This window comes from Nonomuraea gerenzanensis (genome assembly GCF_020215645.1).
Taxonomy (GTDB): Bacteria; Actinomycetota; Actinomycetes; order Streptosporangiales; family Streptosporangiaceae; genus Nonomuraea; species Nonomuraea gerenzanensis.
On sequence record NZ_CP084058.1, the window covers coordinates 10,145,220 to 10,161,931 of the forward strand.

The following is a 16,712-nucleotide window of genomic DNA, read 5'->3' on the forward strand; positions in this document are numbered from 1 at the left end:
GAAGGAACGGTGCGATGACAGACGTCTCGGGCATGGGTTCGCAGCCTGACGATCGGCGCGGGGTGCTCACCAACCGGCAGGGCCACCCGGTCTACGACAACCAGAACCAGCGTACGGTCGGCCCGCGCGGCCCGGCGACGCTGGAGAACTACCAGTTCCTGGAGAAGATCAGCCACTTCGACCGGGAACGCATCCCCGAGCGCGTGGTGCACGCCAGGGGCACGCTCAGCTACGGCTACTTCGAGGCGTACGGCAAGCTCGGCGACGAGCCCATCGGCCGCTACACCCGCGCCAAGCTCTTCCAGCAGGAGGGCCTGCGCACCGACGTCGCCGTGCGCTTCTCCACCGTGATCGGCGGGCGCGACTCGGCCGAGACCGCCCGCGACCCGCGCGGCTTCGCCATCAAGTTCTACACCGAGGACGGCAACTGGGATCTGGTCGGCAACAACCTGGCCGTCTTCTTCATCAGGGACGCGATCAAGTTCCCCGACGTCATCCACGCGCTCAAGCCGGACCCGGTCACCTTCCGGCAGGACCCGAACCGGATCTTCGACTTCATGTCGCAGACACCGGAGTGCATCCACATGCTGGTCAACCTGTTCAGCCCGCGCGGCATCCCGGCCGACTACCGGCACATGCAGGGCTTCGGGGTGAACACCTACAAGTGGGTCAACCAGGACGGCCAGTCGTTCCTGGTGAAGTACCACTGGATGCCCAAGCAGGGCGTACGCAGCATGACCGAGGCGGACGCGGCGGCCGTGCAGGCGCACGACCTCGGCCACGCCACCAAGGACCTGCACGACGCGATCGAGCGCGGCGAGCACCCGGAGTGGGAGCTGCTGGTCCAGCTCATGACCGACGACGAGCACCCCGAGCTGGACTTCGACCCGCTCGACGACACCAAGGTGTGGCCGGAGAACGACTTCCCCGCGCTGCCCGTCGGCAGGCTGGTGCTGAACAGGAACGTGGACAACCAGTTCGCCGAGAACGAGCAGTCCGCGTTCGGCACCGGCGTGCTGGTGGACGGGCTCGACTTCTCCGACGACAAGATGCTGATCGGCCGGACCTTCTCCTACAGCGACACGCAGCGCTACCGGGTCGGCCCGAACTACCTGCAGCTCCCGGTCAACCAGACCAAGGCGCCCTGCCGCACCAACCAGCGCGACGGGCAGATGACGTACGTCGTGGACACGGGCGGCGAGAGCCCGCACATCAACTACGAGCCCTCGCTCCGTGACGGCCTGCGCGAGGCCCGCTACCCGCACCCGGACGAGGTGGGCCCGGTCATCACCGGCCGGCTCACCCGCAAGCGCATCCCGCGCACCAACGACTACGTCCAGGCCGGGCAGCGCTACCTGCTCATGGAGGAGTGGGAGCGCGACGACCTCGTCACCAACCTCGTCGCCAATCTCAAGCAGTGCGACCGCCCGATCCAGGAGCGCATGGTCTGGCACTTCCTGCTCGCCGAGGACGACCTGGGCCTGCGCGTCGGCGAGGGGCTGGGCATCACGCCGGACGACGTGGCGGGGCTGGCGCCACTGCAGAGCCAGGACCTGACGGAGGAGGACCGCGACCGGCTGTCCAAGCTGGGCAGGAACGGCCCCCGCGACGTCGCCGGCCTGCGGATGACGCACTGCGTCCCGAACGAGCGGGCGGCCCACGCCGGCCGCTGACCGCCCGCTCGGAGACGGCGCCGAGGACGCGGCCCGGCTCGTGAGTCCCGCCTGATCACAACAGCCCGGCGGCGGCCAGCAGCTTGCCGATCCGGCCGACCTCGTCCTCGTTCAGCGGGATCTGCGGCAGCGCAGTGACGGGGCAGTCGATGATGCCGCGCAGGTGCAGCGCGGCCTTGAACGCCCCGAGCCCCGACGAGCTGCCACCCATGCGGCCGCCGCCGACGTAGACGATCTCGAACAGCCTGACCAGGCGCTCCTGCTCCGCCCTGGCCGCCTCCCAGTCTCCCCGGGAGGCGCAGCGGTACAGCTCGGCGTACCCCTGCGGGTCCACGTTGCCCAGACCCGGCACCACGCCGTCGGCTCCCATCCACAACGCGGAGTCGACCGTCACCTCCGACCCGGTGAGCACGCTGAACGGCGCCTCGCGGCCCAGGACGACCGCGCGCAGGCCGCCGTCGTCGCCGCTGGAGTCCTTCAGCCCGGCCAGCACCCCCTCGCCGGCCAGCTCCAGCACCAGCTCGGCGCTGAGCTTGGTGTGCACGGAGACCGGCAGGTCGTAGGCGTAGACGGGCAGGCCCGCCCGGGCGGCGACCGTCCTGAAGTGGGTGCGGATCTCCTCGGGATGCGTCCGCGTGTAGAACGGCGCCGTCACCACCAGTCCCGACGCCCCGGCGCCCACCGCAACCCGGGCGTGTTCGAGCACCCGGGGCGTGGTCATGTCGATCACCCCGGCCAGCACCGGCACCTGGCCGCCCACGTGCCCGACCACGGTGTCCAGCACCGTCCGCCGCTGCGCGTCCGTCAGGTACGCCACCTCGGAGGAGGAGCCCAGCACGAACAGCGCGTCCACACCGCCGTCGATCAGGTGGTCCACCAGCCGCACCAGTGAAGCCGTGTCCACTTCGTAGTCAGGGGTCATGGGGGTGCACACCGGAGGGATCACACCGGACAGCCTCATACTCGCTCCTGGATCAGTTCAATGTCGGTCGCCCCGGCCGCCACCGGATGGTGGCAGTGGAACAGGTGATCGCCCTCGGCCGTCGCCTCGGGCATCTCGGCGGCGCAGACGTCGTCGGCCCGCCAGCACCGCGTGCGGAACGGGCAGCCGCTCGGCGGCCTGGTGGCCGACGGGACGACCCCCACCAGCGGGATCGGGTTGATCGGCGAGATCAGCCCCGGCGTGGCGGAGAACAGCGCCCGGGTGTACGGATGCCGCGCGCCGAGCGGCACCGACTGAGCGGGCGTCCGCTCCACGATCCTGCCCAGATACATGGTGACCACGCGGTCGCTCATCCTGCGCACCGTCTGGATGTCGTGCGAGACGAACACCAGCGCCAGCCCGAGCCGCTCCTTCAGGTCCAGCAGCAGGTTGAGTATCTGCGCCCGCACCGACACGTCGAGCGCGCTGGTCGGCTCGTCGGCCACGACGAGGCCGGGTTCGAGCGCCAGCGCCCTGGCCACGGCCACGCGCTGGCGCTGGCCGCCGGAGAGCTGGCCGGGCAGCGCGTCAGCCGCGCCGGCGGGCAGCCCGACGAGGTCGAGCAGCTCGCGCACGCGGGCGTCGCGCTGGGCGGGGGTGCCGCGGCGGTGCACGTCGAGGGGGTCGCGCAGCACCTGCCTGACGGGCAGCCGCCGGTTGAGCGCGGTGGAGGGGTCCTGAAAGATCATCCCCACGCCGGTGCCGACCGCCTCGCGCCGCTCGGCCTCCTTCATCCGCCACAGGTCACGGCCGCGGAAGGTCACGGTGCCCGCGGTCGGCCGCTGCAGCCCGACGAGCACCTTGGCCAGCGTGGACTTGCCGCAGCCCGACTCCCCCACCACGCCGACCGTCTCGCCGGGGTGCACGGTGAGGTTCGCGGCGGTCAGCGCGTACACGCGGTCGCGCCCGAACAGGCCGCCCGAGCGGGCCTTGTGCACGACGTGCACGTCCTTCAGCTCAAGCATGCTGCTCGCTCCTCACCAGCGTCTGGGCCGGGTGGTGGCAGGCCACCTGGTGCTTGGCGTCCCCTTCCAGGACCGGTTTGTCGGTACGGCACACCTCCGTGGCCATCGGGCACCGGTCGGCGAAGCGGCAGCCGGGCGGGAAGTCGGCCGGCGCGGGCACCACGCCGCGGATCTGGGTGAGCCGCTCGGCCCCCGACTCCAGCGACAGCACCGAGCCGAGCAGGCCGCGGGCGTAGTGGTGGGCGGGCCTGCCGACCAGGGACGCGGTGACGCCGGTCTCGACGATCTGGCCGCCGTACATGACGACCACGCGGTCGGTCACGTCGGCCACCAGCGCCAGGTCGTGCGAGACGAGGATCAGCGCGAACCCCAGCTCCGCGCGCAGCTTCAGCAGCAGCTCGATGACCTGCGCCTGCACGGTCACGTCGAGCGCGGTGGTGGGCTCGTCGGCGACGATCAGCTTGGGCTCGCGCGAGAGCGCCATCGCGATCAGCACGCGCTGCCGCTGGCCGCCCGACAGCTCGTGCGGGTAGGCCGACAGGGTGCGGCGGGCGTCGAGGCCGACGAGTTCGAGCAGCTCGGCGGGGGTGCGCCGGCCGCCGCGCCGGGTGAGCTGCTTGAGCTGGGCCTTGATGGTCATGGCCGGGTTCAGCGACGACAGGGCGTCCTGGTAGATCATCGCCATCTCGTGGCCGAGCAGGCGGCGCCGCGCCCTCCTGGACTCGGCGAGCAGCTCCCGCTGGTCAAAGCGGACGTGGCCGCTGACGCGGGCGTCGCGGGGCTGCAGGCCCATGATGGTCAGCGCGGTCAGCGACTTGCCGCAGCCGGACTCGCCGACCAGGCCGAGCACCTCGCCGGGACGCACCTCGAAGCCGATGCCGTCCACGATGTCCACACCCTCGGTGAACCCGATCCGCAGCCGCTCGACGGCGAGGATCGGCGGGCCCTGCGGCAGCGGGCGGGCCCGCTCGGCCAGCCTGCGCGCGGCCTCCTCCAGGCCGGGCAGCTCGACGACCTCGCCGGAGCCGGGCTGGGCCTGCTCGAACGCGTCGTCGTCCGTGCGGACCCGCGCCTTGCGCGCCGCCGGGGCGGCCCAGGCGTCGGAGATGCCCTCGGACACGATGTTCAGCGCCAGCACGGTGAGCAGGATGAGCAGGCCGGGGAAGACGGTGGCCCACCAGCCGCCGAGCAGCACCAGGTTCTTGCCGTCGGCGATGACGCTGCCCCAGGACGGGTTCGGCGGGCGCACACCGGCGCCGATGAACGACAGCGACGCCTCGAACACGATCGCGTCGGCCACCATCACCGTGCAGAACACCAGCACCGGCGCGGCGCAGTTGATCACGACGTGCCTGATGACGATGTGCGGCGTGCGGGCGCCGATGACGCGCTCGGCCGCCACGTAGTCCTCGCCGTACTGGGCGATCACGTTGGCCCGTACGACGCGGGCCACGGACGGCATGTAGAGGAAGGCCATGGCCATGACCAGCACCGGGATGCTGCCGCCGAACACGGCCACGAGCACCGCGGCCAGCGCGATGCCGGGGAAGGCCATGATGACGTCGAGCATGCGCATGAGCGTCTCGTCCACGGCCCTGCGGGAGGTGGCGGCGAGGGCGCCGATGATCGCCCCGGCCAGCAGGGCCAGGCCGGTCGCGCCGAGGCCGATGATCAGCGACCAGCGGGCCCCGTACAGCAGCCTGGACAGGATGTCGCGGTTGGCGCTGTCGAGCCCCATCCAGTGCTCGGCCGACGGCCCACCGCCCGCCGCTTCCTGGAAGTACGGCGAGTGCGGCGCGATCCACGGCGCCAGCACCGCGGCCAGCACGACCACCGCGATGATGCCGACCGACACCCACGACAGCGGCTTCAGCCGGCGGAAGCCGACACCGCCGGGCCTGGACAGGCGTTCCGTCAGACCACGTCTCATGTGGCGCTCCTGAGGCGAGGGTTGACCAGCAGGTACAGGATGTCGACGACCAGGTTGACGACCATGAAGCCGACCGCGATGGTCAGCACCACGCCCTGGACGACGGCCGGGTCGCCGTCGCGCACCGCGTTGATCATGAGCTGGCCCATGCCGGGCAGCCCGTAGATCGTCTCGATCACCACCGTGCCGCCGATCAGGTAGCCGATGCGCAGGCCGAGCACGGTCAGCGGGTTGATCAGGGCGTTGCGCAGCACGTTCCGGCCGACGACCACGATCATCGGCAGGCCGCTGCCGATCGCGGTGCGGACGTAGTCGCGGTCCAGCTCCTCCACCATCGAGGTGCGGATGATGCGGGTGAGCTGGGCGGCGATCGGCAGCGACAGCGACAGGGCGGGCAGCGTCATCGACACCAGCCACCCGGAGAGCGAGTCGGCCGGGTTGATGTAGCCGCCGGTCGGGAAGAGCCCCTCGCCGACGGCCAGCCACTGGATCATCAGCAGCGCCAGCCAGAACGCCGGAGCCGCCACCCCGATCAGCGACACCATGCGGATCACCTGGTCGGGCCACCGATCGCGGAACAGCGCCGCCGTCACGCCGAACACCAGCGACAGCACCACGGCCACGGCCAGGCCGAGGAACGTGAGCTGCAGCGTCAGCGGCAGCGCGGTCGTCACGGACTCGATGACCGGCTTCCTGGTCAGCACGCTGGTGCCCAGGTCGCCCTGGGCCAGGTCGGCGACGAAGCGCACGTACCGGACGGGGAGCGGGTCCAGCAGGCCGTTCTCGAGCTGGAACTGACGGATCTGCTCGGGGGTCGGGTTCGCGCCCTGGAAGTAGGCGTACTCCGGCTTGACGCCGGAGAAACGCATGACGACGAACACGAACGCGATCACGCCGAGCACCAGCGGGATCAGGATGAGGAGCCGCCGCAGCAGCATCCGGGCGACGAGCGTCATGTCCTCTTGGCCTGCAGCAGGTTGATGCCCGGGTACGGCTGGGCGCGGATGCCGGACAGCTTCTTCGGGTCCCACGCGGTCATCAGCTCGTTGTGCACGACCGGGTAGAGGATGGCCTGCTCGGCCACGAAGTCCAGGTACTTGTGGATCAGCTCCGTGCGCTGGGCCGCGTCCGTCTCCTTGGCGGCCTCGTCCATCATCGCGAACAGCTTCTCGGCGTCCTCGGTGCCGTCCCAGTGGGCGTACTTCATCCACAGGCCGCCGGGCACGTAGTTGTAGTGCAGGATCAGGTCGGCGTCCATGCCGAACTGGTTGGGGTTCGAGGCCGCCGCGACGACCTGGTACTCCTGGAACTGGTCCATCTTCGTGAACAGGGCGGCCGTGTCCTGCGGCTCCAGCGTCGTCTTGATGCCGACGGCCTCCCAGGAGGAGGCGATGGTGGGCAGGCAGTCGGCGATCCAGCTCACGTTGACGGCCATGAGGTTGATCGTCAGGTCGCTGACGCCGGCCTCCTTCAGCAGCGCCTTGGCCTTGTCCGGGTCGTAGTCGTAGACGACCGAGGCCCGCTTGTGGTCGGGGTGGCCCTCGTTGAGGAAGGAGCTGGAGGCGGTGCCGTGGCCCTTGAGCGCCACGTCGATCATCTTCTGCTTGTCGATGGCGTAGTGCAGGGCCTGGCGCACGCGGACGTCGTCGAACGGCTTGGTGGCCGTGTTGAACATCAGGAACAGGTGGTTCATGCCCTTGCCGCCCTCGACCGTGAGCCCCTGCTGCTTGAGCTGCTCGACGTTGGCGTACGGGATGTTGTCGGCGATCTGCGCCTCGGCGGAGCCGCCGGAGATCTTGGCCACCCGGGCGGCGGCGTCCACGATCGTCAGCCAGTTCATCTTCTCGACCGTGGCGGGCCGCGGCCCGTTGTAGCCGTCGAACGCCTCGAAGGAGGTGTTCGACTTGGGGTTGTGCGCGGCCAGCCGGTACGGCCCCGAGCCCACCGCCTTGCCGCCCTTGGCCTGGTCCCAGGCTCCGGCCTGGCTGAAGACGTGCTTGGGCATGATCTTGGCGATCGTCAGCCGCGGTGCCGCGTCGGGGAAGGGGAACTTGAAGACCAGCTCCACGTTCCTGTCGTCCACCTTCTTCACCTCCTTCAGCCAGGACTTGAAGAAGTTGCCGGCCAGCACGTTGTCGGGGCCGAGGATGCGCTCGAAGGTGAACACCACGTCGTCGGCTGTGACGGGCTGCCCGTCGTGCCACTTGGCGCCGTCCCTGAGCGTGAACTTCCAGGTGGTCGCGTTGGGGTCGGCGGGCAGCGCGGTGGCGAGCGCGGGGTAGGGCTCGCGCGTGATGGGGTCGGTGTCCAGCAGACCCTCGTAGACGTGGTTGATGCCGGCCATGGCGAAGGCCGAGGCGGTCTGCGTCGGGTCCCAGCTCTGGTCGTTGCCGTAGCCGATGACGGCGGTGATCAGGTCCTTGTTGGTGCCGGCGCCGACCGAGCCGGTCGAGGCCGGGCCTCCGGAACAAGCGGAGAGCGTGGCCGCGATGAACGCCGCCGCACCGGTCGCCCCGCTGTAACGCAGGAAGTCGCGGCGACTGAACTCAGAGCTCACGGTTGCCTCCTGAAGAGGGGATAGGACGTGGGACATCCCATGTCCTACGATGTGCGTAAAGTGGACGCTAATTGCCCACACGGCTTGAGGTCAACGGAAGATTTCCGGATTGTTACCTGTGATGAAAGGATTCTTCATGACCACAGTCCCGCGTCCGGCGCGCCCGAGCCGCGCCGTCGAGGCCCAGGAGGGCGTCAAGGACCTCATCGTCAGACGCGGGCTAGTGGCGGGCGACCCCCTCCCCACCGAGTCGGAGCTCATGGAGGAGCTGCAGGTCAGCCGCAACTCGATCCGGGAGGCGCTGAAGGCCCTGCAGGCGGTGGGCATCGTGGACATCCGCCACGGTTTCGGCATGTTCGTGGGCCGCATGTCGCTGGCCGGGCTGGTGGACGAGCTGACCTTCCACAGCCGCATCACGCTCCAGAACGGCGCCAACCACCTGGCCCACCTGGTCGAGATCCGCGAGCTGCTGGAGAGCGGGCTCGTGCAGCGCCTGATCGAGCTGGGCCCCGAGGTGGACCTCACGCCGGTCGCCGACGTCATGGCCAGGATGGAGAGCGAGGCGCAGGCCGGGCTGGTCTCCCCCGAGACCGACCGCCTCTTCCACGACCTCCTCTACCGGCCGCTCGGCAACCCCCTGGTCAGCCAGCTCCTGGGAGCCTTCTGGGACGTCTACTACCAGCTCCGCGACGCGCTCGGCGCGCCCGACGAGCCGCCCGCCGACGTGGCCAGGCGGCACCGCGACATCTACACCGCCGTGCTCAAGGGCGACGGGGACGCCGCCGTGGCCGCCGTGCACGCGCACTTCGAGGGCGTACGCAACCGCACGGCCCGCATCGGCGGCTGACCGCGGCGCTTCCGAGAGGCGGGGCACGCTCGGGACGCGGGCGCGCGCTGGGGGCGGGCGCGCAGGAGGCAGGCGCGCGCAGGAGGGGGGCGCACTCAGGACCCCGGCCAGCGCTCCACGCGCTGCCACCGCAGGCGCCATTCGGTGAACCACTCGGCGAACCACGGGTGCGCCCCGGCCAGCGGCATGATGTGCGCCACGGTCTCCAGGTAGTAGCGCCGCTGGAACCGCCACGTCATCCGGTGCAGCTCCTGCACGTTGCTCACCCGGTCCGACAGCTTCACCAGCACGGCCCGGGGCGGCGCCTTGAGCAGCGCGGCCAGGTAGTCGGCCTTCGAGCCGCCGACCGGCTTGCTCACCCACCGCACGAGCGCCGCCACCTCGGGCCCGAAGCGCCGCGCGATCTCACCCTCGGTGCACGGCGTGTCCTCCAGCACGTCGTGCAGCACGATCGCGACCAGCACCTCCCGCTCGCTCAGCCCCGCGCCGGAGACCGCCACCTCCAGCGCCTCCAGCAGGTGCTCGACGTACGGCCTGCCGGTCGGCCGCTGCTGCAGCCCGTGCATGCGCCGGGCGAAGACGAACGCGTCGCGGAGGGAGGCCACGGTGGGCGCCGGGAGCGCCCGGCTCAGCGGGCCTTCCGCGTGCGCCCAGGACGGCCAGCTCGTGAAGATCTGCATCCCGCTCCTTCGCATGGGTGGTGCCGCGAGCGTGTCCTAGGCTGAGAATATGGCCGAGATCGCTGTCCCAGACGGGTCATGGACGTTCAATGGGGAATTGCTGCGGATCGTCCCCGGAAGCGGCAAGGACATCGACGAGCTGCGCCGGACACTGGGCGAGGTGCGGGTGCCGCTGGAGGCGATCGCCGGCGTGGCCTTCGAGCCCGCGCGCAAGGGCGGCCACCTCCGCTTACGGCTGCGCAAGGGGGCCGACGCGCTGTTCGACGTGGCCGCCGGGGCGCTGGGGCCGCCCGCCGACCCGTACCGGCTGGCCGTGCCGAAGGGCCGGGTGGGCGCGGCCGAGTACTTCGCCGACGAGATCCGCGACACCCTGACCGTCTACCAGACGCCCAGCGGGCCCTGCGACGACTACCTGCTGCCCGTCCCCGACGTGCCCATCACGGCCTCGGCCGGCGACGGCGCGGCGTTCTTCGACGGCGAGCGCGTCCGGCTGGAGTGGTCCGGATGGGCCGCCACGGAGAAGGAGAAGGCGGGCCCGCAGGAGTTCCCGCTGTCCGACATCTGCGGCGTGGAGTGGAAGCCGCAGTCCGGCATGGGTTACGGCACGCTGCGCTTCCGGATCAAGGGCGAGGCGCCGAGCGCCAAGCCGCCGCAGAAGGACCTGCGCTGCGTGTCCTGGGGCATCCAGCGCTTCGGCGGCGCGACGGTCCTGGTCGCCGCGGCCGTGCTGGCCCGCCTGCCGCGCGAGCAGCCGGAGCTGCCCGCCGCTCCCGCGCCTGGTGCCGACGACGTGCACGACGCCGTCCTGCGCCGGCTGGCGGAGCTGGGCGAGCTGCACCGTTCGGGGGTGCTGACGGACGAGGAGTTCGCCACGGCCAAGCAGGCGATGATCCGGCGGCTCCAGGAGCCGTAATCCCCTTTTCCCGGCGCCACTTCTTGCGTACGCTCGACCACGCACAGTGACATCGCGGGAGGGGCGAGGATGGGAAGAACACACATGGCGGCGGCCGCGGTCGGGGCGGCCTTCGCGCTCGTGTCGGCGGGGCTGCCGTCGTCGGCGTCGGCGGCGGCGACGGTGCTCAGGTGCGAGACCTTCGTGCACGCCGCCGACAATGACCTCGGCATCGCCGCCTGCAGCAACCCCACGGGCCAGACCTGGATCTTCCGGGCCGTGGTCGTCTGCGGCCGGGCGCCGGACGTGGTGGGCGAGTGGGTGACGCTCCCGCCGGGCGGCTACGGCGAGTCGCAGGGCTACTGCGGCGGCATCTTCACCAGCGGGGTCGGCGCCGTCGGCGTGGACGAGCGACCCGCCTGAGCGGGAAAGACGAAGGGCACCGTCGGTGGACGGTGCCCTTGTCAGTGGTGGTGCGCCGCCAGGGACTCGAACCCCGGACCCGCTGATTAAGAGTCAGCTGCTCTGACCAACTGAGCTAGCGGCGCAACAAGAGAAACTCTATCAGCCGCCAGGCAGTGGTCGCGCCGGGTCAGCCCAGCCTGGTGGCCAGCTTCTCGTACGCCCCGATCACCAGGTCCCAGAACGCGGGCACGTCCACGGCCGTCGCCACCAGCGCGTTCGCCTCCCGGCCCGCCACCCTGAAGTCGGTCACGGTCATGCCGCGGGTGAACTCCCCCGCCGTCTCCACGTTCACCACGGCCGGCACGCAGGTGAACAGCGTCGGGTCCAGCACGTACGCCACCGCGCACGCGTCGTGGATGGCCGGGCCGCCCTCCGCCGAGACCACCCCGTAGAACTGCGCGGCGGGCACCAGCAGGTCGGCCAGCCGGCCGAGCGGCCGCATCCGGTCCAGCACGTCCGAGGTCACCGTGGCCTTGAGCGTCACGTCCAGGCCGAGCATCGTGACCGTCCACCCGGCCTCGAACACGATCGCCGCCGCCTCCGGGTCGGCCAGCATGTTGAACTCGGCCGCCGGGTTGTGGTTGCCGCGGGTGTAGGAGCCGCCCATGATGACCAGGTCACGGGCCCACTCCACGACGCGCGGCTCGCGGCGTACGGCCAGGGCGAGGTTCGACAGCGGGCCCACGGCCACCAGCGTGATCTCGCCGGGGGCGGCCTTCAGCGTCTCCACGATGAAGTCGACCGCATGACCCTCGGACGGCCCCCGCTCCGGCATGGGCAGCACCACGTCGCCCAGCCCGGTGGTGCCGTGCACGGCGGTGGCCCGGACCGTGCGGCGCAGCAGCGCGCCCGCGCTGCCCGGCGTCACGGGCACGTCGCCCATCCGGAGGAACTCCCGCAGCGCCAGCGCGTTGGCCGTGGTCAAGTCGAGGTCGACGTTGCCGCCCACCGTGGTCACGCCGACGACGTCGAGGGAGTCGGCGGAGCCGGCCGCCAGGGCCAGGGCGAGCGCGTCGTCGATGCCGGGGTCGCAGTCGATGAGAACTTTCTTCACAAAACCGGAGGATACGCATGGATCGGGCCGGGCAGTTCCCCCAAAGCTGCCCGGCCCGATCACTGGCGGTCCAGGCCGGCGCTTTCCCCCAAAAGCGCCGGCGGTCCCGCACTTGCGAACCGCGGTCCCCCTCCGCGTCCGCATCGGTGAAGGTCCTTCGGTCAGTTGCTGAGCTCCTGACCTGCTACAACGCTACCGAGACGAATGCAACGCTCGCGTCATAACGGGGTCGAATATCTGTCTTATCCGCCTACGGAAGCTCCAACCGCACCTCTGTGCCCTCCTCCAGCGACCGGCTGACCGTGCAGTACTTCTCGTGCACCCGCCCGGCCACCGCCCTGAACACCTCGTCGGCCTCCTCGGAGGGCAACTCCACGTCGTACGTGATCGTCACCGGCCCGAGCTTGTTCGACTCGACCTTCTCCGCCTGCACCGTCATCGCCAGCCGCACCAGGCGATGCCCGCGCTTGGCGGTGAGCGGCTCGACGGTCACGATGTTGCACCCGCCCACCGCCGCCAGCAGCAACTCGACGGGGGTGAACACCCCGTCCTCGTCGCCGCCGCCGATGAGCACCTCGGCGCCACGGGCGTTGGTGGCCCGGAATCCGCCCTCTTCAGTCCGCTCGACACGTACGTTAGCCATGTTTCAGACCCTACTCAGGAACCTTTAATGTTCGTTCAGCATCGTGAAGCCATGGCTAGCGAGGTGAATGTTCATCAGGGCCCGATCCTCTTCTGGAGCGGGGTCGCGGTGGCCGAGTTCGGCGCGATCGGGCCTGGTTTCGGTTACCCCTGGTCCCCGGCTGCCTATGCGGCCGCGGCGCTGCTCGTGGCGCTGGGCTTCCTCAGCGTCAAGGCCGCCGCCTACCTGCGCACCGAGGAGGCCAGGCAGCGCCTGCGGCTCGGCGGCTACCTCGCCGGCGCGCTGCTGGTGGCCCACCAGTTCAGCTCCACGGCCCACGTGACCAGCCTCAGCCGGGTGGGCTCGATGCTGCTGTACGCGATGGCGGCCGTGATGGTCGTCTGGAGCCACCGGGTCCCCGACGACGGGAGCAGGCCGGCCCTGCTCATCGCCACGGGGCTCGACCCGCGCTCGCTGCGCGAACGCCTGGCCGGCGCGGCCGACACCGTGGCCGTCTACCGTACGGACCGGGTCACCGACGAGCTGCGCGAGCTGGAGACCCGCTACCGCCTGATCCTCGTGGTGGGCGACGAGCACGACCCCCGGGTCAAGGAGCGGGTGAGCGCCTCCGGCCTGAGCCGCCAGATCCCCGACATCGCCGAGCGCGAGGTGGTCGTGGCCGGTCCGCGGCAGTTCAAGCGGTACGTCGCGGGCGCGCTGTCACGCCTGGCGATCCCCAAGTCACAGATTCATTTCAAATCCGGGCAAAAGGTTTAGGCCCACCATACGCCTCACCTGACAGCGTGGATCCCAGCGACAAGGAGGCAAGGTGACGAGTTCTCAGATCGCCCAGTCCACGACGGCGTTCCCAGGCAGCGCCCGAGTCGAGCTGGTCATGGGCAGGCCCGTCAGCGTGGACATCCGCACGGCCCTGCCGGCCCGCGAGCTGACCCCGCTGCTCGACGACGCGTTCGCCTGGCTGCGCTGGGTGGACGACACCTTCGACCCGGCCCGGCCCGACAGCCAGATCGCCCGCCTCAACCGCGGCGGGACCATCGAGCAGATCCCGGAGCTCGTCGAGGTCCTGCACCGCTGCGCCGAGCTGAGCGAGGCCACCGGCGGCTGGTTCGAGCCCCGCATCGGCGGCGTCACCGACCCGTCCGGCTACATCAGGGGCTGGGCACTGGAGCGCCTGTCCCGCGCCCTGTCCAACGCCGGCGCCGGCGACCACCGCATCACCTCGGGCGACGACATCCGGGTACGCGGCTCCTCGGCCCCCGGCAGGCCCTGGCGCATCGGCGTCCGCGACCCGCACTCGGGCACCGTCCGCAAGGTCGTCTTCGCCCACGACCTGGGCATCGCCACCTCGGGCGGCTCCCCGGTCGTCGACCCGCACACGGGGCAGGTCGTGGACGGGCTGGCCTCGGTCACCGTCCTCGGGCCCGACCTCGGCGCGGCCGACGCCTACGCCACGGCCGTCCACGCCATGGGGCCGGCGCGGGGGCGCCGCTTCGCCGCCGAGCTGGCGCGGGCCCGGGCGTACGAGACCATGATCGTCCTCAAGGACGGGCAGGAGGTTGTCACGCCCGGGTTCCTCGACCACAGCGGGGCAGCGGCACGTTTGGCGGGCTGACTGCCTGCACCGCGCCGCACGCGCACTGCGATCGCGCCGCGCGCTACGGCCACCCCGCGTACTGCGGTGGCGCCGCCCGCTGCGGACGCCGCGCGCACCGTGGCGCAGCGCTGTGCGAGCGCCTCCAGGCCCCGGCAAGCGCCGTCCGGGCGGCGGGCCGCTCCTGCCGCAGCCGGCGAAGGAGGGCCTGCCGCCCGGACGGGCGCGCGCCGGCGCTAGGCGTCGGGATGTTTACGCAGGTAGTCGATGTAGACCGGCCGCAACGCCTCACCCAGCTTGCCTTCACCCGCCGCGATGGCGTCACTGAGCAGAGCGGACACCTTGCTGAGGTCGTTGGCGGTCTCGTTGGCGTGACCGCTGGCGGCCTCGGCGGCCGGGATGACCTTCAGCAGCTCCCACAGGAACCCCAGGTCCCCGTGCCGCACGGCATACCGCACCGCTCTCTCGTGCAACTCGTTGGCCGGCAGCGACTCGAGCCCGTTCGCGTCCATTTCGCTCCCTCCCCTGCACGCCTGTTCCCTCGTTGGGCCGACGATAACCGGGACTACGGACAGTGACGGCCGGGCATCGTAGTGACTGCGCCCTCTATCGAGTACTGATCTCAAGTGGGAGGATCATTCAGCGTGAGATTCATCATCAGAACCATCGCCGCGGCGGTGGCCTTGTGGGTGGCCATCCAGTTCATCGACGGCATCGACGTCGACGCCCCCACCAACTCGGCCACGTACTGGGGTGTCCTGCTGCTCGTGGCGTTGATCTTCGGCATCGTCAACGCCATCGTCAAGCCCATCGTGAAGGCCCTGGGGTGTGCGGTCATCGTGCTGACCCTGGGCCTGTTCCTCCTCGTGATCAACGCGGCCATGCTGTACCTGACGAGCTGGATCGCCGGCCAGTTCGACATCCCCTTCCACGTGGACAACTTCTACCCGGCGGCCTTCTGGGGCGCGGTCATCGTCAGCCTGGTGAGCTGGGCGCTCGGCCTGTTCATCCCCGACAAGGACTGACCCTCCCCCATGGAGCTCGACGGCGCCGGCCTGACCTGCGCGCAGGTCCACGAGGTCGCGTACGGCGGGGCCCGGGTCGCGATCGCCTCGCTCGATCGCGCCCGGGCCGCGTGGGCCACCGCCCAGGAGCTGACCGGCCCCGTGTACGGCAGGAGCACCGGCGTCGGCGCCAACCGCGACATCGTGGTGGAAGGCGCGGGCCTCGACCTGCTGCGCAGCCACGCCGTCTCCGCAGGCCCGCCCCTGCCGCCCGCCCGGGCCAGGGCCATGCTCGCGGTCCGGCTCAACCAGCTCCTGGCGGGCGGCTCCGGCGTCGATCCCGCCGTCTGCCTCGCGCTGGCCCAGGCGATCAACGACGGCTACACCCCGCCCCTGCACACGTACGGCGCCATCGGCACCGGTGACCTCACCGCCCTGGCCACCACCGCCCTCTGCCTCCTCGGCGAACTCCCCTGGCACCACACCCCGCCTGCGCCTGAGCCACCTGCCACCGCGCCCATCAGCGCGGGTCCCCGCCACCCCCTCACCTCGGGCGACGCGTTGCCGTTCATCAGCTCCGGCGCCGCCACCCTCGCCGACGCCGCCATCGCCTGCCACCGCCTGCGCCACCTCCTCGACGCCGCCGTGGACGTGGCGATGATGTCGTTCACCGCCGTGGACGCCTCGGCCGAGCCGCTGGCCGCCGTCGTGCAGGAGGCCCGCCCGCAGCCGGGCCAGGCCGCCGTCGCCGCCCGGCTGCGCGGCCTGCTGGCCCACGAGCCCACCCCCCGCATCCAGGACCCGTACGGCTTCCGCGCCTTCCCCCAGGTGCACGGCGCCGCCCTGGACGCGCTCGGCCGGGCCGTCACCACGATCGAGACCGACCTCAACGCGGCCACCGAGAACCCGCTCTTCGCCGCCTCCCTCGCCTGGCACAACGGCAACTTCCACTCGGCCCCGGTGGCCCTGGCCCTGGACGCGCTGCGGGCCGCGCTGGTGCAGACGGCCCAGCTCAGCACGGCCCGCCTGGCCACCCTGATGGACCCGGCCTACACCGGCCGCCTGCCGTTCCTCGCCGACCGCCCCGGCGCCTCGGGTGCGCTGATCCTCGAGTACGTCGCCCAGGACGCCCTGGCCGACCTGCGCCACCTCGCGAACCCGGCGACGACGGGCACGGCGGTGATCTCGCGCGGCGTGGAGGACCACGCGGGGTTCGCCACCCAGGCCGCCCGCCACACGCTGCGCTGCCTGGAGCCCTTGGAGATCGTCCTGGCCTGCGAGCGCACCGCCGCCGTGCGCGCCCTGCACACCCCGGCCCCCGACCGCCCCCTCACCGCCGACCTGGAAGCCTCCCGCACCGCACTGTCACCAGGCTGAGCACCCCTCACGACACAGGACCTCACGACACAGGACCTGACGACACGGGACC

The 16,712-nt window shown here is 71.2% G+C and carries 17 protein-coding genes and 1 tRNA gene; 8 read left to right on the forward strand and 10 right to left on the reverse strand.

Annotated features, from left to right (window positions below; translation table 11 throughout):
- Positions 1–14: 14 nt before the first annotated feature.
- Positions 15–1,673 (forward strand): catalase, encoded by a 1,659-nt coding sequence (locus tag LCN96_RS47185; RefSeq protein WP_225268922.1) that lies wholly within the window; start codon positions 15–17, stop codon positions 1,671–1,673.
- A gap of 55 nt (positions 1,674–1,728) precedes the next feature.
- Here the strand turns inward: LCN96_RS47185 and LCN96_RS47190 are convergent, their stop codons facing one another.
- The 5 genes from LCN96_RS47190 to LCN96_RS47210 are packed head-to-tail and all read right to left on the reverse strand — an operon-like array spanning position 1,729 to position 8,107.
- Complete coding sequence (locus tag LCN96_RS47190) at positions 1,729–2,634, reverse strand: dihydrodipicolinate synthase family protein (RefSeq protein WP_225268923.1); 906 nt, start codon at positions 2,632–2,634, stop codon at positions 1,729–1,731.
- Entirely contained in the window at positions 2,631–3,620 is a 990-nt protein-coding gene (locus LCN96_RS47195) for an oligopeptide/dipeptide ABC transporter ATP-binding protein (RefSeq protein WP_225268924.1), read from the reverse strand. Before LCN96_RS47195 ends, LCN96_RS47190 begins: the two co-directional genes overlap by 4 nt.
- Entirely contained in the window at positions 3,613–5,550 is a 1,938-nt protein-coding gene (locus tag LCN96_RS47200; protein ID WP_225268925.1) for a dipeptide/oligopeptide/nickel ABC transporter permease/ATP-binding protein, read from the reverse strand. The genes LCN96_RS47195 and LCN96_RS47200 overlap by 8 nt, the downstream gene beginning before the upstream one ends.
- Positions 5,547–6,506, reverse strand: a complete 960-nt coding sequence (locus LCN96_RS47205; RefSeq protein WP_225268926.1) for an ABC transporter permease — start codon at positions 6,504–6,506, stop codon at positions 5,547–5,549. The genes LCN96_RS47200 and LCN96_RS47205 overlap by 4 nt, the downstream gene beginning before the upstream one ends.
- On the reverse strand, positions 6,503–8,107 hold the full coding sequence (locus LCN96_RS47210; protein WP_225268927.1) for an ABC transporter substrate-binding protein: 1,605 nt from the start codon (positions 8,105–8,107) through the stop codon (positions 6,503–6,505). The genes LCN96_RS47205 and LCN96_RS47210 overlap by 4 nt, the downstream gene beginning before the upstream one ends.
- Before the next feature lie 136 nt (positions 8,108–8,243).
- Between LCN96_RS47210 and LCN96_RS47215 the strand changes: the two genes are divergently transcribed.
- Positions 8,244–8,954, forward strand: a complete 711-nt coding sequence (locus LCN96_RS47215; RefSeq protein ID WP_225268928.1) for a FadR/GntR family transcriptional regulator — start codon at positions 8,244–8,246, stop codon at positions 8,952–8,954.
- A gap of 95 nt (positions 8,955–9,049) precedes the next feature.
- On the opposite strand, the gene LCN96_RS47220 is transcribed toward LCN96_RS47215, so the two are convergent.
- Complete coding sequence (locus LCN96_RS47220) at positions 9,050–9,634, reverse strand: HD domain-containing protein (RefSeq protein WP_225268929.1); 585 nt, start codon at positions 9,632–9,634, stop codon at positions 9,050–9,052.
- Positions 9,635–9,683: 49 nt separating this feature from the next.
- Between LCN96_RS47220 and LCN96_RS47225 the strand changes: the two genes are divergently transcribed.
- Positions 9,684–10,547, forward strand: a complete 864-nt coding sequence (locus LCN96_RS47225) for a DUF4429 domain-containing protein (protein ID WP_225268930.1) — start codon at positions 9,684–9,686, stop codon at positions 10,545–10,547.
- Positions 10,548–10,616: 69 nt separating this feature from the next.
- Entirely contained in the window at positions 10,617–10,949 is a 333-nt protein-coding gene (locus tag LCN96_RS47230) for a hypothetical protein (protein ID WP_225268931.1), read from the forward strand.
- Positions 10,950–10,997: 48 nt separating this feature from the next.
- On the opposite strand, the gene LCN96_RS47235 is transcribed toward LCN96_RS47230, so the two are convergent.
- The 3 genes from LCN96_RS47235 to LCN96_RS47245 form a co-directional block, all read right to left on the reverse strand.
- Positions 10,998–11,074, reverse strand: a tRNA-Lys gene (locus LCN96_RS47235).
- 44 nt (positions 11,075–11,118) lie between these two features.
- Positions 11,119–12,045: a nucleoside hydrolase gene (locus tag LCN96_RS47240; protein WP_225268932.1), complete on the reverse strand. Its 927-nt coding sequence runs from the start codon at positions 12,043–12,045 to the stop codon at positions 11,119–11,121.
- Between the two features lie 250 nt (positions 12,046–12,295).
- The gene (locus LCN96_RS47245) at positions 12,296–12,688 is read right to left on the reverse strand and encodes an OsmC family protein (RefSeq protein WP_225268933.1); all 393 of its coding nucleotides are present in this window, start codon (positions 12,686–12,688) and stop codon (positions 12,296–12,298) included.
- Between the two features lie 51 nt (positions 12,689–12,739).
- Between LCN96_RS47245 and LCN96_RS47250 the strand changes: the two genes are divergently transcribed.
- Both LCN96_RS47250 and LCN96_RS47255 read left to right on the forward strand, forming a co-directional pair.
- Positions 12,740–13,444: a ferredoxin reductase domain-containing protein gene (locus LCN96_RS47250; RefSeq protein ID WP_225268934.1), complete on the forward strand. Its 705-nt coding sequence runs from the start codon at positions 12,740–12,742 to the stop codon at positions 13,442–13,444.
- 52 nt (positions 13,445–13,496) lie between these two features.
- On the forward strand, positions 13,497–14,300 hold the full coding sequence (locus LCN96_RS47255) for an FAD:protein FMN transferase (RefSeq protein ID WP_225268935.1): 804 nt from the start codon (positions 13,497–13,499) through the stop codon (positions 14,298–14,300).
- A gap of 215 nt (positions 14,301–14,515) precedes the next feature.
- Here LCN96_RS47255 and LCN96_RS47260 read toward each other — a convergent pair whose 3' ends face one another.
- Positions 14,516–14,791 (reverse strand): hypothetical protein, encoded by a 276-nt coding sequence (locus LCN96_RS47260; RefSeq protein WP_148442270.1) that lies wholly within the window; start codon positions 14,789–14,791, stop codon positions 14,516–14,518.
- Between the two features lie 132 nt (positions 14,792–14,923).
- On the opposite strand from LCN96_RS47260, the gene LCN96_RS47265 reads away from it, so the two are divergent.
- A complete protein-coding gene (locus tag LCN96_RS47265; RefSeq protein ID WP_225268936.1) occupies positions 14,924–15,304 on the forward strand; it encodes a phage holin family protein in 381 nt (126 codons plus the stop codon).
- 9 nt (positions 15,305–15,313) lie between these two features.
- Entirely contained in the window at positions 15,314–16,660 is a 1,347-nt protein-coding gene (locus LCN96_RS47270; RefSeq protein ID WP_225268937.1) for an aromatic amino acid ammonia-lyase, read from the forward strand.
- Positions 16,661–16,712: the final 52 nt, after the last annotated feature.

Excerpts from the sequence above, each read along its gene's own strand:
- LCN96_RS47225 (WP_225268930.1), top strand. The coding sequence starts at position 9,684 with ATGGCCGAGATCGCTGTCCCAGACGGGTCATGGACGTTCAATGGGGAA.
- LCN96_RS47245 (WP_225268933.1), bottom strand. The coding sequence starts at position 12,688 with ATGGCTAACGTACGTGTCGAGCGGACTGAAGAGGGCGGATTCCGGGCC.
- LCN96_RS47185 (WP_225268922.1), top strand. The coding sequence starts at position 15 with ATGACAGACGTCTCGGGCATGGGTTCGCAGCCTGACGATCGGCGCGGG.
- LCN96_RS47260 (WP_148442270.1), bottom strand. The coding sequence starts at position 14,791 with ATGGACGCGAACGGGCTCGAGTCGCTGCCGGCCAACGAGTTGCACGAG.
- LCN96_RS47195 (WP_225268924.1), bottom strand. The coding sequence starts at position 3,620 with ATGCTTGAGCTGAAGGACGTGCACGTCGTGCACAAGGCCCGCTCGGGC.
- LCN96_RS47220 (WP_225268929.1), bottom strand. The coding sequence starts at position 9,634 with ATGCAGATCTTCACGAGCTGGCCGTCCTGGGCGCACGCGGAAGGCCCG.
- LCN96_RS47215 (WP_225268928.1), top strand. The coding sequence starts at position 8,244 with ATGACCACAGTCCCGCGTCCGGCGCGCCCGAGCCGCGCCGTCGAGGCC.
- LCN96_RS47230 (WP_225268931.1), top strand. The coding sequence starts at position 10,617 with ATGGGAAGAACACACATGGCGGCGGCCGCGGTCGGGGCGGCCTTCGCG.
- LCN96_RS47250 (WP_225268934.1), top strand. The coding sequence starts at position 12,740 with ATGGCTAGCGAGGTGAATGTTCATCAGGGCCCGATCCTCTTCTGGAGC.
- LCN96_RS47270 (WP_225268937.1), top strand. The coding sequence starts at position 15,314 with ATGGAGCTCGACGGCGCCGGCCTGACCTGCGCGCAGGTCCACGAGGTC.
- LCN96_RS47190 (WP_225268923.1), bottom strand. The coding sequence starts at position 2,634 with ATGAGGCTGTCCGGTGTGATCCCTCCGGTGTGCACCCCCATGACCCCT.
- LCN96_RS47200 (WP_225268925.1), bottom strand. The coding sequence starts at position 5,550 with ATGAGACGTGGTCTGACGGAACGCCTGTCCAGGCCCGGCGGTGTCGGC.
- LCN96_RS47205 (WP_225268926.1), bottom strand. The coding sequence starts at position 6,506 with ATGACGCTCGTCGCCCGGATGCTGCTGCGGCGGCTCCTCATCCTGATC.